Source organism: Acidovorax sp. (assembly GCF_034519795.1).
In the GTDB taxonomy this organism is placed as follows: Bacteria; Pseudomonadota; Gammaproteobacteria; order Burkholderiales; family Burkholderiaceae_C; genus Acidovorax.
Map to the genome: position 1 here is coordinate 75,364 of NZ_JAXHOB010000031.1, position 23,240 is coordinate 98,603.

The following is a 23,240-nucleotide window of genomic DNA, read 5'->3' on the forward strand; positions in this document are numbered from 1 at the left end:
CCGATGGCTGCGAAGAAGAAGTCCTCCACCCCGAACCGCGCCTTCAAGGTCGCCGATCAGATCCAGCGCGATCTGACGGAACTGATCGCGCGCGAGTTGAAAGACCCGCGCGTGGGCATGGTGACGCTGCAGGGTGTGGAGGTGACTCCCGACTACGCACACGCCAAGGTGTTCTTCAGCCTGCTGGTGGGCGACCCTGTGGAAACACAGGCGGCGCTCAACCAGGCGGCCGGGTTCCTGCGCAATGGCCTGTTCAAGCGCCTGCACATCCACACCGTGCCCACGCTGCACTTCGTGTACGACCGCACCTCCGAGCGTGCGGCCGACATGAACGCCTTGATCGCCAAGGCCGTTTCTTCGCGCGCGAAAGAGGAGTAGCCCATGCACGCGCCTCGCACCAGGGTGCAGCGGCGCCCTGTGCATGGGGTGTTGCTGTTGGACAAACCGCTCGGCCTGTCGAGCAACGACGCCTTGCAGAAGGCCAAATGGCTGCTGCGCGCTGAAAAAGCGGGCCACACCGGCACGCTCGACCCGCTGGCCACCGGCGTGCTGCCGCTGTGCTTCGGCGCGGCCACCAAATTCAGCCAGCTGCAGCTCGACGCCCCCAAGACCTACGAAGCCGTGGCCCTGCTGGGCACCACCACCACCACCGGCGATGCCGAAGGCGACGTGCTCGAACGCCGCCCCGTGGTGCTGGCCGAGCTCACGCCCGAACGCCTGGCCGCCGTGCAGGCACAGTTCACCGGCCCCATCCAGCAGGTGCCGCCCATGCACAGCGCCCTCAAGAAGGACGGCAAGGCCCTGTACGAGTACGCGCGCGCCGGCATCGAGGTGGACCGGCCCGCACGCGACGTGGTGATCCATTCGCTTTCCCTCACGCTGCTGGCGGACAATCCAGACGCCATCGCCCTTAAAATGGTGGTGCAGTGCAGCAAGGGCACCTACATCCGCACGCTGGGTGAGGACGTGGGCGCGGCACTGGGCTTCGGTGCGCACCTGACTTTTCTGCGCCGCATCGATACCGGGGGTATCGGGGTGGAGCGCTGCGTCACGCTGGCGCAGCTCGAAGCCATGGAAGAGGGCGTGCGGCTTGCACAGCTGGAGCCGCCCGAGTCCCTGCTGGCCCAACATGTGCGTGTCACGCTGGACAGCGAGAATGCCGCTCGATTCCTGTCGGGCGTGCGCCGCCGAGGCGCCTGGCCCGACGCCGGGGCCGTGGCGGTGTTTGGCGACAATCCCCCGGCACTGCTGGGGGTGGGCCACATCGTGGGCGGGGAGCTGGTGCCCGACAGGCTCCTGAGTCCGCTGGAAATTCAACAAATTTTGGAAGGTACGCCGCACCTGCAAGCCAGCGGCACATTGGAAAAACTATGACTAAACAGATCCGCAACATCGCCATCATCGCCCACGTTGACCATGGCAAGACCACCATGGTGGACCAATTGCTGCGCCAGTCCGGCACCTTCGCCGACCACGAAAAGGTCGTCGACACCGTGATGGACAACAACGCGATTGAAAAAGAGCGTGGCATCACGATCCTGGCCAAGAACTGCGCCGTGAGCTGGGAAGGCACCCACATCAACATCGTGGACACCCCCGGTCACGCGGACTTCGGCGGTGAAGTGGAGCGTGCCCTGTCCATGGTGGACAGCGTGGTGTTGCTGATCGACGCGCAAGAGGGCCCCATGCCCCAGACGCGTTTCGTGACCAAGAAGGCCCTGGCCCTGGGCCTGCGCCCGATCCTGGTGGTGAACAAGGTGGACAAGCCCGGTGCCAACCCCGACAAGGTGGTGAACGCCGCCTTCGACCTGTTCGACAAGCTCGGTGCCACCGACGAACAGCTCGACTTCCCCGTGGTGTACGCCTCGGGCATCAACGGCTGGTCGTCGCTCGAAGAAGGCGCTCCCGGCGAGCAGTGGGGCCCCGACATGTCGGCCCTGTTCAACACCATCTTGAAGCACGTTCCCCCGAACTCGGGTGACCCGACCGCTCCGCTGCAGCTGCAGATCTCGGCGCTGGACTTCTCCAGCTTCGTGGGACGCATCGGCGTGGGCCGCATCAGCCAGGGCACCCTCAAGCCCATGATGGACGTGGTCGTCATGGAAGGCCCCGATGGCAAGGCCGTCAAGGGCCGCGTCAACCAGGTGCTGACCTTCCAGGGCCTCGATCGCATGCAGACCCCCCTGGCCGGCCCCGGCGACATCGTGCTGATCAACGGCATCGAGGACATCGGCATCGGCGTGACCGTGACCGACCCCGCCAACCCCTCGCCGCTGCCCATGCTCAAGGTGGACGAGCCCACGCTGACCATGAACTTCTGCGTGAACACCAGCCCCCTGGCCGGCCGCGAAGGCAAGTTCGTGACCAGCCGCCAGATCTGGGACCGCCTGCAAAAGGAACTGCAGCACAACGTGGCCCTGCGCGTGAAGGAAACCGACGAAGAAGGCATCTTCGAAGTCATGGGTCGCGGTGAACTGCACCTGACCATCCTGCTGGAAAACATGCGCCGCGAAGGCTATGAGCTGGCCGTGTCCAAGCCCCGCGTCGTGTTCAAGGATGTGAACGGCGAAAAGCACGAGCCCATCGAGCTGGTGACGGCCGACATCGAAGAAGGCCACCAGGGCGGCGTGATGCAGGCCCTGGGCGAGCGCAAGGGCGAGCTGGTGAACATGGAGCCGGACGGCCGTGGCCGTGTGCGCCTGGAGTATCGCATCCCTGCGCGCGGCCTGATCGGCTTCACCAACGAATTCCTGAACCTGACGCGTGGCTCGGGCCTGATCAGCAACATCTTCGACAGCTACGAGCCGCACAAGGGCGACATCGGCGGCCGCAAGAATGGCGTGCTGATCTCCATGGACGACGGTGAAATCTTCACCTACGCCCTGGGCAAGCTCGACGACCGTGGCCGCATGTTCGTCAAGGCCAACGACCCCGTGTACGAAGGCATGATCGTCGGCATCCACAGCCGCGACAACGACCTGGTCGTGAACGCCACGCGCACCAAGCAGCTGACCAACTTCCGCGTGTCCGGCAAGGAAGACGCGATCAAGATCACCCCGCCCATCGATGCCACGCTCGAATACGCCGTGGAATTCATCGAGGACGACGAGCTGGTCGAGATCACGCCCAAGTCCATCCGCATCCGCAAGCGCTACCTGACCGAAAACGAGCGCAAGCGCGCAGGCCGCTCCTGAGAGGCTGAGAGGCTGAGAGGGACCCTGGCGGTTCCCCCTGCCTGCGGAGGGCCACAGCTGCAGCGCTGTGGCCCTTTTTGCCGTCTTGAAGCCGCGTATCTCCGATGCCCTCGATGAAGCTCACGCATTCCCGTGCCGTGGCCCTGATGGTGGTGGTGACCCTGATGTGGTCCATCGCCGGCGTCGTCACGCGCCACCTGGAGGCCGCGCGCAGCTTCGAGGTCACCTTTTGGCGCAGCCTGTTCACGCTGGCGGCGCTGCTGGTGATACTGCCGCTGCTGCAGGGGCGTGCGGTGTTCGCATCCATGCGCAAGGGCGGCGTGGCGCTGTGGATCGCCGGCCTGTGCTGGGCCGTGATGTTCACGGCCTTCATGGTCGCCATCCTGCTCATGCCGGTGGCCAACGTGCTGGTCACCATGGCGGTGGCGCCGTTGCTCACGGCATTGCTGGCCCGCATCTCCATCGGCCACCACATCGCGCCGCGCACCTGGGCGGCCATCGGGGTGGCGGGCCTGGGCATCGCCTGGATGTACGGCTCGCAGATGGCCGGGCTGCCCCTGGTGGGCACGCTGGTCGCGCTGTGCGTGCCCATTGCGGGCGCGGTGAACTGGACGGTGGTGCAGCATTCCCAGCGCCACGGCCACCGGGTCGACCTGGTGCCGGCCGTGCTGGTGGGCGCGGTACTCTCGGTGGTGGCCACGCTGCCCCTGGCGCTGCCGTTCCAGGCCTCGGCGCATGACCTTGGGCTGCTGGCCCTGCTGGGCGTGGTGCAGCTGGCCATCCCCTGCGTGCTGGCCGTGCGCTGTGGCCAGGTGCTCAAGGCGCCCGAGATCGCGCTGCTGAGCCTGCTCGAAGTGGTCTTTGGTATTTTGCTGGCATGGCTGGGGGCGGGCGAAGAGCCCTCCGCTGCCGTGCTGACCGGTGGCGCGCTGGTGATCGGCGCGCTGGTTTTCAACGAACTATGGGCCTGGAAGGACCAGGCATGACGGAGACAACGAACATGACAACAACAACGACAACTACAACAGCGGCAGCCGCCGAAGTGCTGAGCGAAGTGCGCGGCCAGGTGGGCTTCATCACGCTGAACCGCCCGCGCGCGCTCAATGCGCTGTCGCTGGGCATGGTGCGCGACCTCATGGCCATTCTGCTGGCCTGGCAGCACGATGATGCAGTGCTCGCCGTGGCCATCCGCGGCAGCAACAAGGAAGGTCCCTTCGGCGCCTTCTGCGCCGGTGGCGACATCCGCTTTTTGCACCAGGCCGGCAGCCAAGGCAACCCGCAGCTCGAGGACTTCTTCACCGAGGAATACGCCCTCAACCACCTGATCCACAACTACGCCAAGCCCTACATCGCCTTCATGGACGGCATCGTCATGGGCGGCGGCATGGGCATCAGCCAGGGCGCCGCGCTGCGCGTGGTGACCGAGCGCACGAAGATGGCCATGCCCGAAACGGCCATCGGCCTGTTCCCCGACGTGGGCGGCGGCTACTTCCTGGCCCGCTGCCCCGGCAGCGCGGGCGAATGGCTTGCGCTCACCGGCGACACCATCGGCGCCAATACGGCCGTGGCCTGCAACCTGGCCGATGGCTGCATCCCCGTGGACCAGCAGGCCCCCGTGTGGGAGGCCCTGGGCAAGCAGCCGTTTGCCGATGCCGAGGCCGTCAAGGCCTTCGTCGCCTCGCACCTGCTGCCCAAGAGCCAAGCCGTGCCGGCTGACCTGGCGCAGGCCGAGGCCTATTTCTCACTGCCCACCGTCGGCGAGATCGTGCGCGCGCTCGAAGCCGCCGATACCGATTGGGCGCGCGCCACCGCCGCCACGCTGCGCAAGCGCTCGCCGCTGATGCTGCATGTGGTTCTGGAGCAGATCCGCCGCGCGCGCGGCATGGGCCTGGCCGATGACCTGCGCATGGAGCGCGACATGGTGCGCCACTGCTTTTACCTGCGCCCCGGCCAGAGCGAAACGGTGGAGGGCATTCGCGCCCTGGCCGTGGACAAGGACCATGCGCCCCAATGGAACCCCGCACGCATCGAAGACGTCACGCCCGACATGGTGGCACCGTTCTTCGCCAGCCCCTGGCCTGCGCACTCGCACCCACTGGCAGCACTGGTTTGAGTGAGGCGATGGCCCGCTGACCTCGTCAGCGGGTTCCCGTCAGGCCGCCGCTGCAGCGGCCTTGGGCCCCTGCGCATGCAGGCGCAGCAGCATCGACTCGAGCTTCTCGTTGGTCAGCCCGGCGTGTGCAGGCGCGCGCGGCGCCTGGTTTTCGACCGCCCGCACCTCGGCTCTGCCCGATGGGCTGGCGGCGCGCTCCAGCGTGGAGGCCGGAGAGCGGGTGCTGTGTGCTGTCGTCATGGCGAATCGATCCATCGGTAGTGTTGCTTGCTGCGCGCAACAGTCTGATGGGGATCCGCGCCGGCCGCTCGCCGAAAAAGCCGGGCAAAGCCGTGCCAGTTCGGCCGATCTGCGGATGGGGGGCTACAGCTGCCGGTGCACCGCCCCTGCCAGCGTGAGCAACTCCTGGCGCGAGAGCTGGCCGCTCAAGGCATAGCCAAAGCCCTGGTCCACCCAGTAGAAGCCGGGCACCGGCCCGTCGCTGGTGAACTGGAAGGCGGTCTCTGCCGCGCTGGGCTGCGCAGGCGCGCCGGGCTGGGCCGCAACGGGGGCTGCCGGGGCGCCGGTCCGCGCGATGGCGCCAAGGTACAGGGTGATGCGTTCGCCCCTGGCGTTCTGGTACATGAACTGCGCGCGCGCACCCGCATCGCCGGGCAGCAGGCGGCCACCCACCAGCTCATAGCCTTCATCGGCCAGCACAGGCAGCTTGAGCGGGCGGCCCAGCCGCTTGGAGAGCCACTGCACCAGGTGCTCCTGCTGCGCGGCAGGCACCTCCACGGGGTGGCGCACCTCGGGCTGGTACACGGCATGCGCCACGGCGGCCTGCTGGGCAAAGCGCTGCCCCGTGGCGGCCAGCGCCAGCGCCGGGCCGTCGGTGCGGTCTGTGGCGGGCCACAGGCTGCGCCCGGTCCAGCCCAGTGCGAATGCCAGCAGCACCGACGCCGCCATGCCCCCCCAGCGCCACCATTGGCCTTGCCGTTCCTTGCGCGCCGAGGTGCGCAGAGCGGCTGCCAGCAGGGCCTCGGGCACGGGCTCGTCCAGCATGCCCTGGTGCAGGGCGCGCAGTTGCTGGCGCTGCTGCTGCCAGTGCGCCAGGGTGTCTTCGGCGCCCGCCTGGCCTTCGAGCCGGCGGCGCAGCTCCGCCGCATCGGCTGGCGACAGGCGGCCGTCCGCCAGCGCGTGCCATGCGGCTTCGTCGTCGACGGGGGGGGCAGGGTGGGGGTGTTTGTCCATGGCGGGCTGGCGTGCCTCAGGTTTCATTTGAGGCGGCGCAAGGTGGTTGGCTGGCCGGTGGGTGCCACCTGGTCCGGGTGATTCTCGGTGGCTGCCAGGGGCGCTGTGGTGGGGCTGGCCGAGGCGGCAGGCGCACGCTCCATCAGCAGGCGCAGGCGGCTGCGCGCACGCGACAGGCGCGACATCACCGTGCCCACGGGGATGCCCAGGATGCGCGCCGTATCGCCATAGTCCATGTCCTCCAGCGTCACCAGCAGCAGCACGGCGCGCTGCTCGGGCGGCAGGCGCTGCAGGCAGCGCTCCAGGTCCAGCGCATCGTCGCCCATGCCGGCGCTGCCCTGCAGGGTCTCGTGCAGCTCGTCCAGGTCCAGGTGCGGCAACGCTGGCTGCGTGCGCAACTGGTTGAGGTACAGGTTGTGCATCAGCGTGAACAGCCAGGCACGCAGGTCGCTGCCCGTGCGCCACAGCAGCCACTTGCTGCAGGCCCGCTCCAGCGTGTCCTGCACCAGGTCGTCGGCCGCCCAGGCATCGCCCGTCAGCACGCGTGCATAGCGGCGCAGCGCGGGCAACTGCTCGACGACCTGGGTGCGGTTCATGCCAAGGGGAGGGGGATCGATCAGGGGCGAGCCGTGCGCCACACCTGGTTCACACCATCGCCCGTCTTGTCGCCGGGCTTGGTGTCCTTCACCCAGTAGTACAGCGGCTTGCCCTTGTAGGCCAGCTGGGTCTTGCCATCGTCGCGCGTCACCACGCTGTAGTCGCCGCCCGGCGCCTTGGCGGCCATCAGCGGCGGCCAGTTGGTGGCGCAGGGGCCATTGCACACCGACTTGCCGCTGCCCGCAGTGTCGCGGTCGAAGGTGTACAGCGTCATGCCGCCGGCACCCACCAGCACGCCGTCCATGGTTTTCACGGGGCCGTCGGCGGCCATGGAGGAGCAGCCGGCAACGGCCAGGAATGCAGCGATGGACAGAATCTTTTTCATGGTTTCTCCAGGTGGAAGAAGAGGGTTTTGCAGGCAATGGCACATGCCGCCTTGCACCTCCACAAACACCGGGGCGCAGTGGTTTATTCCACCGCACATAAAAAAATCGAGCGTTGTGCTCCGGGCACTGCCCTGGAAACCGGCGCTGCCCAAGCCAGTGCCCCCGTGCAAGGGCCGCCCCGCCGCACTGGGGGCGTCCCCCTGTAGGGGGATGGCGCGCAGCGCCTCAGGGGGTTACCTATTTCTGCTTTTCATCGCGCGTTCCACCTCGCGCTTGCCTTCGCGGTCCTTGATGGTGTCGCGCTTGTCGTGCTCGGCCTTGCCCTTGGCCAGGGCCACCTCGCACTTCACGTAGCCGTTCTTCCAGTGCAGGTTCAGCGGCACCAGCGTGTAGCCCTTTTGCTCCACCTTGATGATCAGGTGCTTGATGTCATCCTTCTTGAGCAGCAGCTTCTTGGTGCGGATGGCATCGGGGTTGACGTGGGTCGAAGCGGTCTTGAGCGGGTTGATCTGGCAACCCAGCAAGAAGAGCTCGCCGTCGCGGATGATCACGTAGCCATCGGTCAGCTGCACCTTGCCCTCGCGCAGCGCCTTCACTTCCCAGCCGTACAGGACCATGCCTGCCTCGTGGCGTTCTTCGAAGAAATAGTTGTAGGCCGCCTTCTTGTTATCGGCAATGCGGGTGCTTGGATCGGGTTTCTTGGCCATGAGTTATTAATTGAGGCGCAAACGAGGAGATAAAAGGCCTCCCTACAATGCTTGTGTCTCGCACCTGTCATTTTAGGGCGTGTCCTCGATCTTCTTCGGCCCCAAGCCACTGCATGGGGTCGGCGATCTGGGCCCAAGCCCTTCTTCTGCATGAAAACCGTCAACAAGTCCGTCCTCATCTGGTACAGCCCCGAAGAAATGTTCGCCCTGGTCACGGGGGTTGCAAAGTATCCCGAGTTCCTGCCCTGGTGCGACAGCGCCAAGGTGCTGGAGCAGTCGGACGAGGGCATGACGGCCGAGGTGGGCATTGCCTTTGGCGGCATCCACAAGACCTTCGTCACCCGCAACACGCACGAGGCCGGGCGGCGCGTGCAGATGCGCCTGGTCAAGGGCCCGTTCTCGCAGCTCGACGGCGACTGGCACTTTCACCCCGTGGGCGACGGCAGCCAGCGCGCCTGCAAGGTCGAGCTGGGCCTGAACTACGGCTTCGACAACGCCGCCCTGGCTGCCCTGGTGGGCCCCGTGTTCGACCGCATCGCGGGCAGCATGGTCGATGCCTTCGTGAAGCGCGCGGAGCAGGTCTATGGCTGATGAGGGCGCAGCAACTGCCGCGCCAGCGGCACTGCAGATCACGGTGGTGGTCTCGCCCGCGCCGCGCCAGGTCAGCGAATGCACCGTGCAACTGCCCCCCGGCAGCACCCTTGCCGACGCCCTGCAGGCCGCCGGGACCATGGCCGCGCAGCGCGAGGGCATGGTGTGCGGCATCTGGGGCCGTGTTCTGCCCGAGACCACCGTGCTCACGGACCAGGATCGGGTGGAGCTGTACCGGGGCCTTAAGGTCGACCCCAAGGTGGCACGCCGCGAGCGCTTTGCGCGCCAGGGAGCCCGTGCCACCGGCCTTTTCGCCCGGCAGCGGCCCGGCGGCAAATCAGGATACTAATTGAAACAAAAACGGCGCCCCAGGCGCCGTTTTTTTGCCACGAATGGGCTTTTGGCGGGCTCACCGCTTGCAGTCAGCGGCAATCACCGCGTTGATGCGCTTGGTCTCGGCCGCGCGCTGGGCCTCGTCGAGGAACACGCGCTCGCCCTGGGCCGTGGTCTGCCGCAGCGGTGTACCCGAATCCATCAGCGCCTTGGCTTCGCGCGCGCGGGTGCAGTTCTCGGCCTTGGCCTTGGCGACCTTGTCGTCTTCGGCCTTCTTCTTGGCGGCTTCGGCGGCTTCGGCTTCGGCCTTGCGCTTCTCCAGTTCCTTGTCCTTGCCGCTGGCGGCAGCGGCGCTGGCGGGGGCCGCAGGGGCCGCTGCCGCGCCAGAGGCCGCGGCCGTCGCCGGCGCAGCGGCAGCAGCAGGTGCCGCTGCAGCCGGCGTGGTCACCCGCGGGCCCCCAAAGCCCGGTTGCTTGAGCATGTTCTTTTCCGGAATGTCCTGCGGTGGTGGCCGGTCGCTGAAGACCTTGCGGCCATCCTTGTCGATCCACTGCCATTGGGCGGCAGCACCCATCGCCCAGGTACAGGCGACGGCCAGCAAAACAATCTTGTGCAATTTCATACAGACAAGTTTAGCCGTGCAACAAGTCTGCCGCCAGTGCGCGCGGCGGGGTGGGCATGCTGCAGCGCCGCACGGCGCCCAACAGGTTCTTCGCCACGCGGGTACAATCCGTCTTTTGGAGCCTTCTCATGCGCCTTCTTGGAAAAGCGCTCACCTTCGACGATGTGTTGCTGGTGCCAGCGTACTCCCAGGTCCTGCCCAAGGACACGTCCCTCGCGACGAAACTCTCCCGTAACATCCAGCTGAACCTGCCCCTCGTGTCCGCCGCCATGGACACCGTGACCGAGGCGCGCTTGGCCATTGCCATTGCCCAGGAGGGCGGCATCGGCATCGTGCACAAGAACCTCACGCCGCAGGAGCAGGCCGCCCAGGTGGCCAAGGTCAAGCGCTACGAATCCGGCGTGCTGCGCGACCCCGTGGTCATCACCCCCGAGCACACCGTGCTGCAGGTGCTGCAGCTGTCCGAGCAACTGGGCATCTCCGGCTTTCCGGTGTGCGACGGCGGCAAGGTGGTGGGCATCGTCACCGGGCGCGATCTGCGCTTTGAAACGCGTTACGACGTCAAGGTCCACCAGATCATGACCCCGCGTGAAAAGCTGGTCACCGTCAATGAGAAAGAGGGCACCTCGCCCGCCCAGGCCAAGGCGCTGCTCAACAAGCACAAGCTCGAGCGCATCCTGGTCGTCAACGACGACTTCGAGCTCAAGGGCGTGATCACCGTCAAGGACATCACCAAGCAGACCAGCTTCCCCAACGCCGCGCGCGACAGCGCCGGCCGCCTGCGCGTGGGCGCGGCAGTGGGTGTGGGCGAGGGCACCGAAGAGCGCGTCGAAGCGCTGGTGCGTGCCGGTGTCGACGCCATCGTGGTCGACACCGCCCACGGCCACAGCAAGGGCGTGATCGAGCGCGTGCGCTGGGTCAAGCAGAACTACCCGCAGGTCGACGTCATCGGCGGCAACATCGCCACCGGCGCGGCGGCGCTGGCGCTGGTCGAGGCCGGTGCCGACGCCGTCAAGGTCGGCATTGGCCCCGGCTCCATCTGCACCACGCGCATCGTGGCCGGTGTGGGCGTGCCCCAGATCATGGCCATCGACAACGTGGCCACGGCGCTGCGGGGCACCGGCGTGCCGCTGATTGCGGACGGCGGCGTGCGCTACAGCGGCGACATCGCCAAGGCCCTCGCCGCAGGCGCCAGCACCATCATGATGGGCGGCATGTTCGCGGGCACCGAAGAAGCCCCCGGCGAAGTCATCCTGTACCAGGGCCGCAGCTACAAGAGCTACCGCGGCATGGGCAGCATCGGCGCCATGCAGCAGGGCAGCGCCGACCGCTACTTTCAAGAGTCGACCACCGGCAACCCCAATGCCGACAAGCTCGTGCCCGAAGGCATCGAAGGCCGCGTGCCCTACAAGGGCTCCATGGTCTCCATCGTCTTCCAGATGGCCGGCGGCGTGCGCGCCGCCATGGGCTACTGCGGTTGCGCCACCATCGACGACATGAACAACAAGGCCGAGTTCGTCGAGATCACCACCGCCGGCATCCGCGAAAGCCACGTGCACGACGTGCAGATCACCAAGGAAGCGCCAAACTACCGCGCTGATTGATCGTTGTGGATGCAATCTGGCCTGATTGAAAATATCTGGTCAGAATGATATAGTCTGGTCTGAATTCACCATTCAGGCCAGACTTTTTCTTTTGGGGGCCCGCGCATCCATGCAGTCCGTCGGTATCTACGAAGCCAAGAGCAGGTTCTCCGCCCTGATCGAGCTGGTCGAGCAGGGTGAAGAGGTGCGCATCACCCGCCACGGCAAAGAGGTGGTGCGCCTGCTGCCCGTGCGCCGCCGCCCTGTCATCACCGACGAGCAGATCGCCCGCGAGCTGGGCCAGATGGATGCCCTGCACGCCAGCATCCGCCCCGCAGGCGAGTCTGCGGCCAATTCCACCGCCCCCGACACCTTGCGCCGCAAGGGCAGGGCCGCAGCAGCATGACCGCCTTCGTCCTCGACGCCTCCGTCACCGCCGCCTGGCTGCTGCCCGACGCCGCCAGCGAGCACACGCGCCGCCTCTACACCCTGATCCGCCGCGACGAGGTTGAGCCCCAGGCCCCCAACCTCTGGCAGTGGGAGTGCAGCAACCTCATCAGCAGCGGCGTTCACAGCGGCCGCATCCCGCCCGCATCGGTCGAAGGCCTGTGGGGCGTGCTCGAAGCCATATGCCACCGCGTGGAGCTGCATGAGCTGGCCCCCGCCCAGCACAAGGCCGTGCTCGACGTGGCGCTGGACACCGGCTTGCCCACCTTCGACGCCGCCTACCTGTGGCTGGCCCGCTCCCTGCGCCTACCCCTGGCCACGTTCGACGCCGCCCAGGCAGCCGCTGCAAAGCGCAGCGGCGTACCGCTTCTCGACCTCTCCAGCCTTTAAAAAACCCCAACCGCCGCCCAACGCCATGCAACACCAGAAAATCCTCATCCTCGATTTCGGCTCGCAAGTCACCCAGCTCATCGCCCGCCGCGTGCGCGAAGCCAACGTGTACTGCGAAGTACACCCCTGCGACGTGACGGACGAGTGGGTGCGCGACTACGCCAAGGACGGCTCACTCAAGGGCATCATCCTGTCCGGCAGCCACGCCAGCGTGTACGAAGACACCACCGACAAGGCGCCCGAAGCCGTGTTCCAGCTTGGCCTGCCCGTGCTTGGCATCTGCTACGGCATGCAGACCATGGCGCACCAACTGGGCGGCAAGGTCGAGGGCGGCCACAAGCGCGAGTTCGGCTTTGCCGCCGTGCGCGCCCGAGGCCACACCGCGCTGCTCAAGGACATCGCCGACTTCACCACCCCCGAAGGCCACGGCATGCTCAACGTGTGGATGAGCCACGGCGACAAGGTCACCGAGCTGCCCCCGGGCTTCAAGCTCATGGCCAGCACCGACAGCTGCCCCATCGCCGGCATGGCCGACGAAGAGCGCCGCTTCTACGCCCTGCAGTTCCACCCCGAAGTCACCCACACCGTGCAGGGCAGGGCGCTGCTCGACCGCTTCGTGCTCGGCATCTGCGGCACCCGCCCCGACTGGGTCATGCGCGACCACATTGCCGAAGCCGTGGAGCTCATCCGCCAGCAGGTGGGCAATGAGGAAGTGATCCTCGGCCTCTCCGGCGGCGTCGATTCGTCCGTGGCCGCAGCGCTGATCCACCGCGCCATCGGCGACCAGCTCACCTGCGTGTTCGTCGACCACGGCCTGCTGCGCCTGAACGAAGGCGACATGGTCATGGACATGTTCGTCGGCAAGCTGCAGGCCAAGGTCATCCGCGTGGACGCCAGCGACCTGTTCCTCGGCAAGCTGGCCGGCGTGAGCGAGCCCGAAGCCAAGCGCAAGATCATCGGCGGCCTGTTCGTCGACGTGTTCAAGGCCGAGGCCGCGAAGCTCAAGGCCGGCGATGGAGGCCACAAAGGCGCCACCTTCCTGGCCCAGGGCACCATCTACCCCGACGTCATCGAATCCGGCGGCGCCAAGAGCAAAAAGGCCGTCACCATCAAGAGCCACCACAACGTGGGCGGCCTGCCAGAGCAGTTGGGCCTGAAGCTGCTGGAGCCCCTGCGCGACCTGTTCAAGGACGAAGTGCGCGAACTCGGCGTGGCCCTGGGCCTGCCGCCCGAAATGGTCTACCGCCACCCCTTCCCCGGCCCCGGCCTGGGCGTGCGCATCTTGGGCGAGGTGAAAAAAGAATACGCCGACCTGCTGCGCCGCGCCGACGCCATCTTCATCGAAGAGCTGCGCAACCATGTGGACGAAGCCACCGGCAAGAACTGGTACGACCTCACCAGCCAGGCCTTCACCGTCTTCCTGCCGGTCAAGAGCGTGGGCGTGATGGGCGATGGTCGCACGTACGACTACGTTGTCGCCCTGCGCGCCGTGCAGACCAGCGACTTCATGACCGCCGACTGGGCCGAGCTGCCCTATGCGCTGCTCAAGAAGGTGTCGGGGCGCATCATCAACGAGGTGCGGGGGATCAACCGGGTCACGTACGACGTGAGCAGCAAGCCGCCGGCGACGATTGAGTGGGAGTGAGGGGTTTGGAGAATTTCTCTATCAATCAATGACTTAGATCGAAGCATGGTCACAAGGAAAGCGCCGAGTTGGAGCGACGTCAAGAACAAGCTCGCTGACTTCGACCGCCCGGGCTTGATCGGTCTGGTGCAAGACCTGTACGCCGCCAGCAAGGACAACCAGGCCTTTCTGCATGCCCGCTTCGGGCTCGGCGACGATGTGTTGAAGCCGTACAAGGTAACCATCGACCGCTGGCTTTGGCCCGACGTGTTCAAGAACCAGGACACCTCGGTCGCCAAGGCCAAGAAGCCCATCGCGGACTACAAGAAGGCCATCGGCAACCCGGAGGGCCTGGCCGAACTGATGGTGTTCTTCTGCGAGCGCGCAGTGGGGTTCAGCAGCGACATTGGCTTGCAGGACGAGGGTTACTTCGACGCCCTGGTGCGGATGTTCGGGCAGGCGTTGAAAGTCATGGACGCCTTGCCCGAGGTGCCCAGGTCCGCATTGTTGGGTCGCCTCGACGCTGTTCGACGCCTCGGCCACAACCTGGGCTACGGCGTTGGTGACGACATGGACGACCTGCTGGCCGAGTATGGGTTCGATGGCGGGCAGTGATGAACTCACCACGCTGCGCGCGGAGCACGATCGGCTGATCGCGCTGCTCGAAGCGCACGGCATCGAATGGCGGGCGCAGCAGCAGCCGTCCCCACCGCCCATTGAGCCATCGAGACTGTCCACACACGAGAAGGTTGCCATCTTCCGACGGCTCTTCCGCGGCCGTACCGATGTGTTCCCCGTTCGATGGGAAAGCAAGACCACGGGCAAGTCGGGCTACGCGCCGGCCTGCGCGAATGAGTGGCGTCCCGGAGTGTGCGAGAAGCCACGCATCAAGTGCGGAGACTGCGGCAATCGTCTGCTCGTCCCGCTGTCGGACACGGTGATCTACAACCACTTGGCCGGCGGGCACACGGTGGGGGTGTATCCGCTGTTGGAGGACGATAGCTGCCATTTCCTGGCTGTCGACTTCGACGAGGCCGAATGGCAGGACGATGCGCAGGCGTTCATGTTGTCTTGCGCGGAGCTGGGCGTACCAGCAGCGCTGGAGGTTTCGCGATCCGGTCAGGGCGCACATGTCTGGGTGTTTTTTGTCGGCCGCGTGTCGGCGCGTGATGCCCGCCGCCTGGGCACGGCCATCATCAGCCACACCTGCGCGCGCACGCGGCAGCTCCGGCTTACGTCCTACGACCGGCTGTTCCCGAACCAGGACACGATGCCCAAGGGCGGGTTTGGCAACCTGATCGCGCTGCCGCTGCAGAAGGGCCCGAGGGACAAAGGCTTCAGCGTCTTCGTTGACGCCGAACTGCGCCCCTATCCGGACCAGTGGGCGTTCCTGGCCGCGGTCCAGTCCATGGACGCGCACGACATCGAGCCGACCATCCTGCGTGCCACGGGTGGCGTCCATCCGCTGGACGTCACCTTCATTGATGACGAGGACTTGGCTACGCCGTGGACACGCCAGAGCACCGCGTCGAAGAAGCTGACGGGGTCAATGCCCCGCTCGCTGACGCTGACCCTGGCCAACCTGGTCTACTTCGAGAAGGTGCAGCTTCCTCAGCCCCTGGCCAATCGCCTGATCCGCTTGGCGGCGTTCCAGAACCCTGAGTTCTACAAAGCGCAGGCGATGCGGATGTCGGTGTGGGACAAGCCGCGTGTCATCTGCTGCGCCGAGAACTTCCCGCAGCACATCGCGTTGCCCCGCGGGTGTTTGGATGCTGCCCTGTCGCTGCTGCGCGAGAACGGCATTGCCTACGACCTGCGAGACGAGCGCTTCAGTGGCCAGCCGTTGGATGTGTCGTTTGTCGGCAATCTGCGCCCAGATCAGGAGGCCGCCGTCGCCGTGATGCTGCCCTTCGAGGCCGGGGTACTGTGCGCCCCAACAGCCTTTGGCAAGACGGTCACCGCCGCCGCGATGATCGCGCTCCGGGGTGTCAACACCCTGGTGCTGGTGCATCGCACCGAGCTGGCGAAGCAGTGGCAGGAGCGGCTACAGGCCTTTCTCGGCGTCGGCAAGGGCGTGGTCGGCACCATCGGCGGCGGCAAGGCCAAGCCGACCGGCAGGATCGACATTGCCGTGATGCAGTCCCTGTCCCGCCAGGGGGAGGTGGTGCCGCTGGTCGAGGACTATGGCCAGGTGATCGTCGACGAGTGCCATCACGTCGGCGCAGTCTCCTTCGATGCCATCCTCAAGCGGACCAAGGCCAAATATGTGCTGGGCCTGACGGCGACCCCGATCCGACGCGACGGCCAGCAGCCGATCATCTTCATGCAATGCGGGCCCATCCGCCATACGGCGGCCACTCCGGCTGGAGCGCCGCACGACCTAGAGTCTGTGCCGCGGTTCCGCCATGTCCGGATCGATCTGCCGCAGGACGCCGGCATCCAGGAAGTCTTTCGGCATCTTGCCAACGATCAGGCAAGGACCGAGGCCATTGCCTCCGAGGTGCGCGACGCCTTCGCGCAGGGTCGCAAGATGCTGGTCCTGACAGAGCGCACGGAACACCTCGGCGCAATCGAGGCAGCCCTCGGCGGCCTTGGGTCGGCTCTTTTCGTATTGCATGGCCGGATGTCCAGAAAGCAGCGTGCGGTGCTGGTTGCAGACCTTGAGGCACTGGCGCCCGACGCGCCGCGCGTCCTCCTGGCGACTGGCAAGTTGGTTGGGGAGGGCTTCGACCACCCGCCGCTGGACACGCTGGTTCTCGCCATGCCGGTGTCCTGGAAAGGCACGCTGCAGCAGTACGCCGGTCGCCTGCACCGGGAGCACGCCAGCAAGACCGATGTGAAGATCATCGACTTCGTGGACACCGGCCACCCGGCGTTGCTGCGGATGTGGGACAAGCGTCAGCGCGGCTACCGAGCGATGGGATATCGGATCGAGGCCGGCACCGTGCCGAACGAAAGCTTGCTTTGATGCGCTGATGCAGATTCAGGTGCGTTTGAATGGGGGCGAGTGGGCAGACCACTATCGGCGACGCTGCGTGGCAGGAAGTATTGACGTTGTATATACTTCGTTGATATCAACGTTTCCGGAGTCGGTCATGTCCAAAGAAGCCATGTTCACCATGAAGCTGGAGCCCGAGCTGCGCGACGCCTTCATGGCCGAGGCCGAGGCCAGCCACCGCCCTGCGTCGCAGGTGGTGCGTGAACTGATGCGCGAGTTCATCGAGCGCCAGCGGCAGACCCGTGAGTACGATGTCTTCCTGCGCGCCAAGGTCGACTCGGCGCGCGCGCAGATCGCGTCCGGCCAGTACGCCAGTGACGCCGATGTCGAGGCACGCTTTGCGGCCCGCCGCGCTGCACTGCGGGCCAAAGTGGGTGGCGCTGACGCATGAAGGTCCTGTGGACCCTGTCCGCCGAGCAAGACCGAGCCGACATCGTTGAATTCATCGCCAATGACAACCCGCTCGCCGCCATCCGCATGGATGAGATTTTCTCGGCCGCAGTCGGGCGACTGGCCGACCATCCTTTGCTTGGTCGGTCCGGACAGATCCCGGGCACCCGCGAGTTGATCCCACACGAGAGCTATCGGCTGGTCTATGAGGTGCGGGCTGATACCGTCTGGATCTTGACCTTGGTACATACCGCTCGCCTGTGGCCGCCGACCCGGTTGTGATCGGTGGCCCGCAAAAATGCTCGGCTTCGACGGTAGAAGTGACGGTAAGCACGATGATTCGGAGTACGAAAGGCAGGGCTCATGCGCGTTTCCAGCCTCGGAAATGAGTGAGTGGGAGTGAGGGGGTCGAGCTGGTAGCGTCTGCCCATCCGATACCGTCTCGCTGGCTTAAACTGGAGGCCTCTTTGCGGGGAGCTGACTCACAGGGGTAGCTCAGACCAAAGCGGCACATTCCATCCATCATTCCCTCGGAATGTGCGCTTCCCTTTGGGCGGGAAGGCATCGAGGATAGTAGGGCGACGCCTTGACCGCTTTTGGGTCTCTAACGCGCTGCTTCAGCAGAGCTTATCCGGCCTCTCCACGCCATTTGATGTTGCAAACTGGTTGCCGCAATCCGGAAATTCTTAGCCTTGCGCCAGTGTCGTTTCGTACATTTTTTTCAACAGCGGCTCCATTAGCCTATCAGTAGGCTCCCAATCTGCCTCATTGAGCATTCCGTACTTTTCCGTAAGGCTTACCTCATGGTCAAAGGGGAAATCAGTCTGCGTTTCTAGTCCGACAATGAGCTGCATTCCCGGCGGCAAGTCCTCTGCGATGAACTTCAGAACCGCCGGCAAATTGAGGTCATCCTGAGCCTGCTGGTTGGGCGAGTCGATGACCACCGGGACGTCGTACGTTCCGTCTTTTCCTTGAACTGTCCGCCAGAGAGCAGCGTAGTAGGCAAGAACTGACCGCGGACCGCCACTTCCTGAAAGTGAGGGGCGTGATGCCAGCTGCATATTCTTTGTTTCAACGGAATGAAGCTGCAATGCGATGCGACTGGCGGCGTAGTGCTCGCGGAAATCGTTCAGAATTGCCTTCGTGCGTTTGAGGGAACGCAACTCTTTCATCTTCGACTCAAGTGCGTCGACAGTGAGAACCGCTGCGTCAATAGCGTCTTGAATCTGCTTGCGCTCAGCCGCGAAGGCCGCGAAGGCCGACTCTGCGCCGAAACTGCTTACGACGTCCTTGAACTTCAACTCGCCTTTACGTGTATCCAGCAAGCGAGATATACGTCGGTAGCTCTCATTGAGGGTGCTGAGTTCCGCGAAGGCTTTCTGCGTCCGCGTTCTAACCTCTCTAGCATCCTCACGCAGTCGTGCGGCAAGCTCGCGTAGAACGCGAGCATCCTCAGCGAACTCCAGCAGGTCGAGAAAAGGTCTTTCGTGTTCCGCATGACATGTGGGGCAGACTAGTGGAGCAGCGCCTTCTTTGAGGAGGTAGCTTGCGTCACTTTCATAGCCAACTAAAGCCCTGTCGGCAAGCTGAATTTGATGGTCTAAACTTTTCAGAAGTTCTTGCTCTCGGACGGCCACGCTGCGCAGCGTTTCCTGTCGGATGTTGAGGTCGTTTACATCCTTGGTGAGTTGCTCAATCTCGATAGCAAAGTTGTCGGCATTCACTTTGGGGCCCGAAAGAGAGACCGCTTTACTAAAACGAGCTATGGTGCGCTCAAGGAGACGGTACTCGCGACGGAATTCTTCTAGAACTTTGGCATGCTGGGATTTCTCTGCGCTTGCCCTGTAGTATTCCGGCGGACACACGCCGGTGAAGTATTCGAGGATTGGCTTGAACGGCGCGCTGAATCGCTTCATCCCGCCGAATGTGTTCCAGTCGGCCTGCCAGCTTCCGTCCTGATTCACGTAAAACGGCGCGAAAAAGCATGCTGGGTCTGCGGGTACCACCTCCGCCTGCTTCTTGTCAGAGAAAACGAGGTTGAAGTCGGTTATCTCGCAGAAGCTTTTTGACCATTCGCCGAACTTCGAGGTCGAGATGAGAAGGTTCAAGTGCGCGTCAAAAAGCGCGCGCCTGCCGTCTTGATGGAGCGCGAAATAGCGCATGTCGTCAACTGAAAATTCCAGGAGGGAGGCCGCATTTTCATCCCATTGTTCGAGCTCGCCCTGTGGCTTTGCGCCGAGCGTCTCAAACAGGCTCCGAATCAGAGTCGTCTTGCCCGTGTGGTTCCTCCCCACCAGCAAGTTCTTGTTCGGGTGGAACTCTACGTGTCGTGCCTTCTTCTCGCGATGAGAGAGCAGCCAGATGTTTTTGAATCGGAAGCGATGCATAGTTCTTTGTTCTCAGGCTTCGGACGAGGAGTCTCAGTTTTGGTCCACGCATTTCGTGATGGCTCTCATGACAAACCGCGCCATCAGGTCGTTATCGCGAAGTTCGCTAAATTTGACCTTGAGTGCGGCGAGCGCGGCCTCGACGAAAGGCCGCAAGTTAGATGTCCAGGGGTGGTCTGCTATCCAATCGTCGCAGAAGGTGTCGATTTCTCTGGACAGGTCGGTTCCACCGATAAGTCTGTCGCGCTGGGCATGTGCCGCCTCCAGTCTGACCGACGTGATGGTCCTGAAGTCCAGGCCTTCGGCTTGGAGTTGCTTCAGCCAGATGTCCAACAGCGCTAGGCGGTCAGGTACAGTCTCCAGCGCAGCCAGCGCTTCCAAGAATGCCTTCCTTGAAAAGCCCCGCTCTTTGACGAGGTCACTGTACGACAAGCAGGTATCGGTTCGGCGGGTAAGCGGCGAAAGCTGCATCATCAATGAGTCGACGAAAGCTTTTGCTTGACTTGCGTGCTCCGGGCTGCGTTCGTTCAACAACTCCAATGCAGCAGAGATTGCCGGAGCGGTCAAATTGTCGGGGTGTATAGCAACCTTCTGTAGCTTTACTCGGGTCAAATTTGGCGGGGCACTTCCCGGCGGCGACAACGAGGCGAAGGCGTCTGCCAGCAACTGCGCGTGGTCAGGCGCCAGATCCGCGAGTGAGCATGGCATCGTCGTGGCCGCAGAGCCTCCGCTTGCTAGCGGGAAGTCACAGCCCGCATTCGAGAGAAATATGCCTTCAACGGGCATTGAGCTAAATGCGCTCAGGCTGAGGTGCAGCTTGCCGAGAGCGGAGTCAGGTACCTTCTCAAAGGTCGGTGCCTTCGCCGGCGAGGCGGCAACCTTAGTTGACTTCTTGGGCTTGGCCGTTGGGGCCTTGGGGGCAACAGTGCCAGTGAGGACAGACCATGTCCAAGTGCCGGAGTCCTTCTTCTTAACCTGGTAGACCTTGGCACGGGTAGGTGCGATTGCGGAATCGAGTTCTGCGACGTCTTGGACGGACTCAAAGAGAAGGAGAAAATCTGGCTCGTTGGCTTTCTCAAGCTCCATCATTCGGAAGACTGCCCACCATCGAGGGAAGTCGACGCCCTTTGCTCCGTGTCCACCGCCTGTTTCCGAATACTTTGGATTGTTTGCGACCAGCAAAAGCTCTGCTGCGCCATTGATTGCGTTCAACACTCCCTCCTCTTTTGCCTACGCTGTGCGCAGGAAATCTTGTTCTGTTCGTACCATCATCTATGACCAGTAGAAATCTGTAAAGTTTTGTATGGCCAAGTGCGGTGGGAATCAGAACAACCGTTCGCCGGGCAGCTGGAAAATCCTAGCTGCTGAACTCCTTCCACTCGGTCGCCAGCGCCAGCAGGTTGGCGCCGGGCAGGGCCTCATCGGCGCCCAGGGCTAGGGTCACGCGGCCCATGTCCGCAGGCTCAGCTGGGCGGCCACTAGCATGCAGCCGAGGGACCTCGCGCACGTCGTCGGTTTCGAGCTTTAAGGCCCAGTCCTACAAAGCGATGGTGCGGCCGGAGAGCTGGCCGCCGAAATGGGTAGTGATCTAGCGCAGCCAAGATGCGCTAGCGACTACCCTGAGGATTTCGGAGCGGATCCCACCGACGTAACCCATACCTCAGTAGGGTTCCCGCGCCCGCGATGCGCTTCCACAATGGCCTGAACCGTGTTGCCCTCGCTCGTGCAGGGCAATGCGCAATGCAACTGCCCATCCTCTATTTCCTCTATCTCCCAAACCATGCCCATGACCTTTCCGCGAATTTCCTCTGCCTGCGCCGCATCCCTCCTCGTCCTGAGCGGCTGCGCCACCACCGTCACGCAGCAAGGCATCGAGCAGCGCACGTCGCAGGCCATTGGCCGCGAAGTCGGCACCTTCACCATCAGCGACCAGCAAAAGGAAGAAGGCAGCAACGGCCGCATCAACTACCGCGTTCGCACGCGCGAGGGCGCCAGCTATTCCTGCTACATGTACTCGCCCTCGCAGTTCACGAAGGCAATGACCTTCGGCCAGACGCCGCAGTCGGATGCGATCTGCACGGCCATGGCGGGGCAGGGCAGTGGTGGCGCTGCTACTGCTGCTCCCGCGCCCGCGTCGTGCAACGCCTTGCTGCGCGCGGCGAAGCGTTGCTGAGCGCGGTTGAGGTCGTCACTTCGCCCATCGCCATAAAGCGCTATGCATTTCAAGCTGCCCCCGGTGTGCCTGCGCGCCCCTGCACGTCGGTCCGTCACGGCGCTGTGCGCCGTCATGTCGGCCGGCATGATCACGGCATGCGGTGGGGGTGGGGACGATGCCTCCGGCAGTCTGGCGGTATCCGGCGTGCTGTATGGCTTGGAGCAGGGCAAGACCATCACCCTGCAGAACAACGGCAGTGACGAGCTGGCGCTCAACGCCAACGGCGCATTTGCGTTTGGGCACGCGGCAGCGCCTGGTGCGCCCTATGCCGTGACCGTCAAGACCCAGCCCGCCGGGCAGCACTGCACCGTGGGGCAGGGCACGGGCACCCTGTCGGCAGCGCCCACGAATGTGCGGGTCGATTGCATGGGCGTGGGGGCTGGCTACACGTTGGGCGGCACGGTGAGCGGCGTGCCTGCTGGCCAGGCCGTGGTGCTCACCAATGCGGGTGGTGAAGATCTGGCCGTTGCTGCCGACGGTGCGTTCACCTTCGCCAGGCCGCTGGCCGCGGGCGCCAGCTACTCGGTGGCGGTGAAGACGGCCCCCGCTGGCTCGGGTTGCGTGGTTCGCAATGGTTCTGGCGTGGTTGCCGCTGCCGCTGTGAAGTCGGTGGCGGTGCAGTGTGCCCCGCTGTCCACGCTGCCGGACGGTGAATGGCAGCACGACCGGTGCCAGGCCTCGGCCAGTGGCGGCGTGCGAGACCTGTGGCGCCTTTCAGTTCGGGGCGAGGGTTGGTCGTCGGTTGACGTGGCCGTGGGCACGGTGAATTTCTCCAATGGGCAATGCGGTGGCGTGGGTGTCGCTACCCCGGGTGCCTTGAGCCGCACCTTCTGGTTCCAGCCGCAACGCTCGGAGTTCGGGGCAGGCCTGGCGGTGTTCTGGGGCAACACCCAAGCCTTCCCATACGGCCATTTGTTGGCCCCGGTCTGGACGCGTGTGGCGCTGGTGCGCAAGGCCAATCACCTGTGCCTGCTGGACGACCCGGCAACGCTGTCGACCTTCACCACCGCCGCCAGCCTGGAGCCGGTTGTCACGGCGGCCATCGCTGCGGGCCAGTGCTTTTCGCCGCGTTAGCGGCGGGGGGCGGCATGCCGGCCGTAGCCGGAGCCGCCGAAGCCTGATGCTCGGGGTTGGAGGCCGGTGCGCGGGTCGGTGGTGGGATGGGCCGGTATAGCACTGCGCCAGTTCATGACAATCGAGAAATTGTCCTAGATGATCTGCTGGGTATCCGTCCGCAGGCACGCAGCCTCGGGTGCAGAACGTGGTGCTCGCCTTCACCCACGCATTGCGCGAACTGCCATGCACGCATGTGGAAAAAGCCGCTCACAATGATGCACTGCTCGTCGGCCCACTTTCGGCATAGCTGGGTCGCGGGTGGAACCCTGCGTACCTGAACGGGTGGCGCTGGCGCATGACGGTTGGGTGGACCC

At 64.6% G+C, this 23,240-nt stretch carries 25 protein-coding genes; 17 read left to right on the forward strand and 8 right to left on the reverse strand.

Annotated features, from left to right (window positions below; all coding sequences use genetic code 11):
- Window positions 1-3 precede the first annotated feature (3 nt).
- The 5 genes from rbfA to U5N23_RS30570 all read left to right on the forward strand — a co-directional run bounded on the left by rbfA (window position 4) and on the right by U5N23_RS30570 (window position 5,307).
- The gene (gene rbfA / locus U5N23_RS30550; protein ID WP_007851039.1) at window positions 4-378 is read left to right on the forward strand and encodes a 30S ribosome-binding factor RbfA; all 375 of its coding nucleotides are present in this window, start codon (window positions 4-6) and stop codon (window positions 376-378) included.
- Between the two features lie 3 nt (window positions 379-381).
- Window positions 382-1,374 (forward strand): tRNA pseudouridine(55) synthase TruB, encoded by a 993-nt coding sequence (gene truB, locus U5N23_RS30555; RefSeq protein ID WP_322596434.1) that lies wholly within the window; start codon window positions 382-384, stop codon window positions 1,372-1,374.
- Window positions 1,371-3,194 carry a translational GTPase TypA gene (typA, locus tag U5N23_RS30560; protein ID WP_322596435.1) on the forward strand — a complete coding sequence of 608 codons (1,824 nt, stop codon included), beginning with the start codon at window positions 1,371-1,373 and terminating at the stop codon, window positions 3,192-3,194. The genes truB and typA overlap by 4 nt, the downstream gene beginning before the upstream one ends.
- Before the next feature lie 113 nt (window positions 3,195-3,307).
- On the forward strand, window positions 3,308-4,180 hold the full coding sequence (locus U5N23_RS30565) for a DMT family transporter (RefSeq protein WP_322596622.1): 873 nt from the start codon (window positions 3,308-3,310) through the stop codon (window positions 4,178-4,180).
- Window positions 4,177-5,307, forward strand: coding sequence for an enoyl-CoA hydratase/isomerase family protein (locus U5N23_RS30570; RefSeq protein ID WP_322596436.1), 1,131 nt, complete (start codon window positions 4,177-4,179; stop codon window positions 5,305-5,307). Before U5N23_RS30565 ends, U5N23_RS30570 begins: the two co-directional genes overlap by 4 nt.
- Window positions 5,308-5,346: 39 nt before the next feature.
- Here the strand turns inward: U5N23_RS30570 and U5N23_RS30575 are convergent, their stop codons facing one another.
- From U5N23_RS30575 to smpB, 5 genes are all read right to left on the reverse strand, one after another.
- Complete coding sequence (locus U5N23_RS30575; protein ID WP_322596437.1) at window positions 5,347-5,547, reverse strand: hypothetical protein; 201 nt, start codon at window positions 5,545-5,547, stop codon at window positions 5,347-5,349.
- Window positions 5,548-5,670: 123 nt separating this feature from the next.
- On the reverse strand, window positions 5,671-6,540 hold the full coding sequence (locus tag U5N23_RS30580; RefSeq protein WP_322596438.1) for an anti-sigma factor: 870 nt from the start codon (window positions 6,538-6,540) through the stop codon (window positions 5,671-5,673).
- A gap of 23 nt (window positions 6,541-6,563) precedes the next feature.
- Window positions 6,564-7,136, reverse strand: coding sequence for an RNA polymerase sigma factor (locus U5N23_RS30585; RefSeq protein WP_322596439.1), 573 nt, complete (start codon window positions 7,134-7,136; stop codon window positions 6,564-6,566).
- A gap of 20 nt (window positions 7,137-7,156) precedes the next feature.
- Complete coding sequence (locus U5N23_RS30590) at window positions 7,157-7,522, reverse strand: hypothetical protein (RefSeq protein WP_322596440.1); 366 nt, start codon at window positions 7,520-7,522, stop codon at window positions 7,157-7,159.
- A gap of 234 nt (window positions 7,523-7,756) precedes the next feature.
- Complete coding sequence (gene smpB / locus U5N23_RS30595; protein WP_322596441.1) at window positions 7,757-8,230, reverse strand: SsrA-binding protein SmpB; 474 nt, start codon at window positions 8,228-8,230, stop codon at window positions 7,757-7,759.
- A gap of 150 nt (window positions 8,231-8,380) precedes the next feature.
- On the opposite strand from smpB, the gene U5N23_RS30600 reads away from it, so the two are divergent.
- Both U5N23_RS30600 and U5N23_RS30605 read left to right on the forward strand, forming a co-directional pair.
- A complete protein-coding gene (locus U5N23_RS30600; RefSeq protein ID WP_322596442.1) occupies window positions 8,381-8,821 on the forward strand; it encodes a type II toxin-antitoxin system RatA family toxin in 441 nt (146 codons plus the stop codon).
- On the forward strand, window positions 8,814-9,170 hold the full coding sequence (locus U5N23_RS30605) for an RnfH family protein (protein WP_322596443.1): 357 nt from the start codon (window positions 8,814-8,816) through the stop codon (window positions 9,168-9,170). Before U5N23_RS30600 ends, U5N23_RS30605 begins: the two co-directional genes overlap by 8 nt.
- 60 nt (window positions 9,171-9,230) lie before the next feature.
- Here the strand turns inward: U5N23_RS30605 and U5N23_RS30610 are convergent, their stop codons facing one another.
- A complete protein-coding gene (locus tag U5N23_RS30610; protein WP_322596444.1) occupies window positions 9,231-9,776 on the reverse strand; it encodes a DUF4124 domain-containing protein in 546 nt (181 codons plus the stop codon).
- A 128-nt stretch (window positions 9,777-9,904) separates the two neighbouring features.
- Here U5N23_RS30610 and guaB point away from each other — a divergent pair, with 128 nt between their 5' ends.
- From guaB to U5N23_RS30650, 8 genes are all read left to right on the forward strand, one after another.
- The gene (gene guaB, locus U5N23_RS30615; RefSeq protein WP_322596445.1) at window positions 9,905-11,380 is read left to right on the forward strand and encodes an IMP dehydrogenase; all 1,476 of its coding nucleotides are present in this window, start codon (window positions 9,905-9,907) and stop codon (window positions 11,378-11,380) included.
- 109 nt (window positions 11,381-11,489) lie between these two features.
- Window positions 11,490-11,765, forward strand: coding sequence for a type II toxin-antitoxin system prevent-host-death family antitoxin (locus tag U5N23_RS30620; RefSeq protein ID WP_322596446.1), 276 nt, complete (start codon window positions 11,490-11,492; stop codon window positions 11,763-11,765).
- Window positions 11,762-12,196 (forward strand): type II toxin-antitoxin system VapC family toxin, encoded by a 435-nt coding sequence (locus U5N23_RS30625; protein WP_322596447.1) that lies wholly within the window; start codon window positions 11,762-11,764, stop codon window positions 12,194-12,196. Before U5N23_RS30620 ends, U5N23_RS30625 begins: the two co-directional genes overlap by 4 nt.
- Before the next feature lie 25 nt (window positions 12,197-12,221).
- A complete protein-coding gene (gene guaA / locus U5N23_RS30630) occupies window positions 12,222-13,841 on the forward strand; it encodes a glutamine-hydrolyzing GMP synthase (protein WP_322596448.1) in 1,620 nt (539 codons plus the stop codon).
- 45 nt (window positions 13,842-13,886) lie between these two features.
- On the forward strand, window positions 13,887-14,435 hold the full coding sequence (locus tag U5N23_RS30635) for a hypothetical protein (protein WP_322596449.1): 549 nt from the start codon (window positions 13,887-13,889) through the stop codon (window positions 14,433-14,435).
- Entirely contained in the window at window positions 14,413-16,788 is a 2,376-nt protein-coding gene (locus U5N23_RS30640) for a TOTE conflict system archaeo-eukaryotic primase domain-containing protein (RefSeq protein ID WP_322596450.1), read from the forward strand. The genes U5N23_RS30635 and U5N23_RS30640 overlap by 23 nt, the downstream gene beginning before the upstream one ends.
- Before the next feature lie 127 nt (window positions 16,789-16,915).
- Window positions 16,916-17,209 (forward strand): antitoxin of toxin-antitoxin stability system, encoded by a 294-nt coding sequence (locus U5N23_RS30645; protein WP_322596451.1) that lies wholly within the window; start codon window positions 16,916-16,918, stop codon window positions 17,207-17,209.
- Window positions 17,206-17,490 carry a type II toxin-antitoxin system RelE/ParE family toxin gene (locus tag U5N23_RS30650; protein WP_322596452.1) on the forward strand — a complete coding sequence of 95 codons (285 nt, stop codon included), beginning with the start codon at window positions 17,206-17,208 and terminating at the stop codon, window positions 17,488-17,490. Before U5N23_RS30645 ends, U5N23_RS30650 begins: the two co-directional genes overlap by 4 nt.
- A gap of 404 nt (window positions 17,491-17,894) precedes the next feature.
- Here U5N23_RS30650 and U5N23_RS30655 read toward each other — a convergent pair whose 3' ends face one another.
- Together U5N23_RS30655 and U5N23_RS30660 are read right to left on the reverse strand one after the other, a co-directional pair.
- Window positions 17,895-19,595 carry a hypothetical protein gene (locus U5N23_RS30655; RefSeq protein WP_322596453.1) on the reverse strand — a complete coding sequence of 567 codons (1,701 nt, stop codon included), beginning with the start codon at window positions 19,593-19,595 and terminating at the stop codon, window positions 17,895-17,897.
- 33 nt (window positions 19,596-19,628) lie between these two features.
- On the reverse strand, window positions 19,629-20,807 hold the full coding sequence (locus tag U5N23_RS30660; protein WP_322596454.1) for a dsDNA nuclease domain-containing protein: 1,179 nt from the start codon (window positions 20,805-20,807) through the stop codon (window positions 19,629-19,631).
- A 568-nt stretch (window positions 20,808-21,375) separates the two neighbouring features.
- On the opposite strand from U5N23_RS30660, the gene U5N23_RS30665 reads away from it, so the two are divergent.
- Window positions 21,376-21,768 carry a hypothetical protein gene (locus U5N23_RS30665; protein ID WP_322596455.1) on the forward strand — a complete coding sequence of 131 codons (393 nt, stop codon included), beginning with the start codon at window positions 21,376-21,378 and terminating at the stop codon, window positions 21,766-21,768.
- A 42-nt stretch (window positions 21,769-21,810) separates the two neighbouring features.
- Complete coding sequence (locus U5N23_RS30670) at window positions 21,811-22,884, forward strand: hypothetical protein (protein WP_322596456.1); 1,074 nt, start codon at window positions 21,811-21,813, stop codon at window positions 22,882-22,884.
- Window positions 22,885-23,240 lie beyond the last annotated feature (356 nt).

Coding starts and splice junctions, on each gene's coding strand:
- U5N23_RS30635 (WP_322596449.1), top strand. CDS start 13,887: ATGGTCACAAGGAAAGCGCCGAGTTGGAGCGACGTCAAGAACAAGCTC.
- U5N23_RS30590 (WP_322596440.1), bottom strand. CDS start 7,522: ATGAAAAAGATTCTGTCCATCGCTGCATTCCTGGCCGTTGCCGGCTGC.
- U5N23_RS30600 (WP_322596442.1), top strand. CDS start 8,381: ATGAAAACCGTCAACAAGTCCGTCCTCATCTGGTACAGCCCCGAAGAA.
- U5N23_RS30640 (WP_322596450.1), top strand. CDS start 14,413: ATGGGTTCGATGGCGGGCAGTGATGAACTCACCACGCTGCGCGCGGAG.
- U5N23_RS30625 (WP_322596447.1), top strand. CDS start 11,762: ATGACCGCCTTCGTCCTCGACGCCTCCGTCACCGCCGCCTGGCTGCTG.
- U5N23_RS30575 (WP_322596437.1), bottom strand. CDS start 5,547: ATGACGACAGCACACAGCACCCGCTCTCCGGCCTCCACGCTGGAGCGC.
- U5N23_RS30605 (WP_322596443.1), top strand. CDS start 8,814: ATGGCTGATGAGGGCGCAGCAACTGCCGCGCCAGCGGCACTGCAGATC.
- truB (WP_322596434.1), top strand. CDS start 382: ATGCACGCGCCTCGCACCAGGGTGCAGCGGCGCCCTGTGCATGGGGTG.
- U5N23_RS30645 (WP_322596451.1), top strand. CDS start 16,916: ATGTCCAAAGAAGCCATGTTCACCATGAAGCTGGAGCCCGAGCTGCGC.
- guaB (WP_322596445.1), top strand. CDS start 9,905: ATGCGCCTTCTTGGAAAAGCGCTCACCTTCGACGATGTGTTGCTGGTG.
- U5N23_RS30570 (WP_322596436.1), top strand. CDS start 4,177: ATGACGGAGACAACGAACATGACAACAACAACGACAACTACAACAGCG.
- rbfA (WP_007851039.1), top strand. CDS start 4: ATGGCTGCGAAGAAGAAGTCCTCCACCCCGAACCGCGCCTTCAAGGTC.
- smpB (WP_322596441.1), bottom strand. CDS start 8,230: ATGGCCAAGAAACCCGATCCAAGCACCCGCATTGCCGATAACAAGAAG.
- typA (WP_322596435.1), top strand. CDS start 1,371: ATGACTAAACAGATCCGCAACATCGCCATCATCGCCCACGTTGACCAT.
- guaA (WP_322596448.1), top strand. CDS start 12,222: ATGCAACACCAGAAAATCCTCATCCTCGATTTCGGCTCGCAAGTCACC.
- U5N23_RS30665 (WP_322596455.1), top strand. CDS start 21,376: ATGCCCATGACCTTTCCGCGAATTTCCTCTGCCTGCGCCGCATCCCTC.
- U5N23_RS30650 (WP_322596452.1), top strand. CDS start 17,206: ATGAAGGTCCTGTGGACCCTGTCCGCCGAGCAAGACCGAGCCGACATC.
- U5N23_RS30580 (WP_322596438.1), bottom strand. CDS start 6,540: ATGGACAAACACCCCCACCCTGCCCCCCCCGTCGACGACGAAGCCGCA.
- U5N23_RS30565 (WP_322596622.1), top strand. CDS start 3,308: ATGAAGCTCACGCATTCCCGTGCCGTGGCCCTGATGGTGGTGGTGACC.
- U5N23_RS30655 (WP_322596453.1), bottom strand. CDS start 19,595: ATGCATCGCTTCCGATTCAAAAACATCTGGCTGCTCTCTCATCGCGAG.
- U5N23_RS30585 (WP_322596439.1), bottom strand. CDS start 7,136: ATGAACCGCACCCAGGTCGTCGAGCAGTTGCCCGCGCTGCGCCGCTAT.
- U5N23_RS30620 (WP_322596446.1), top strand. CDS start 11,490: ATGCAGTCCGTCGGTATCTACGAAGCCAAGAGCAGGTTCTCCGCCCTG.
- U5N23_RS30670 (WP_322596456.1), top strand. CDS start 21,811: ATGCATTTCAAGCTGCCCCCGGTGTGCCTGCGCGCCCCTGCACGTCGG.
- U5N23_RS30610 (WP_322596444.1), bottom strand. CDS start 9,776: ATGAAATTGCACAAGATTGTTTTGCTGGCCGTCGCCTGTACCTGGGCG.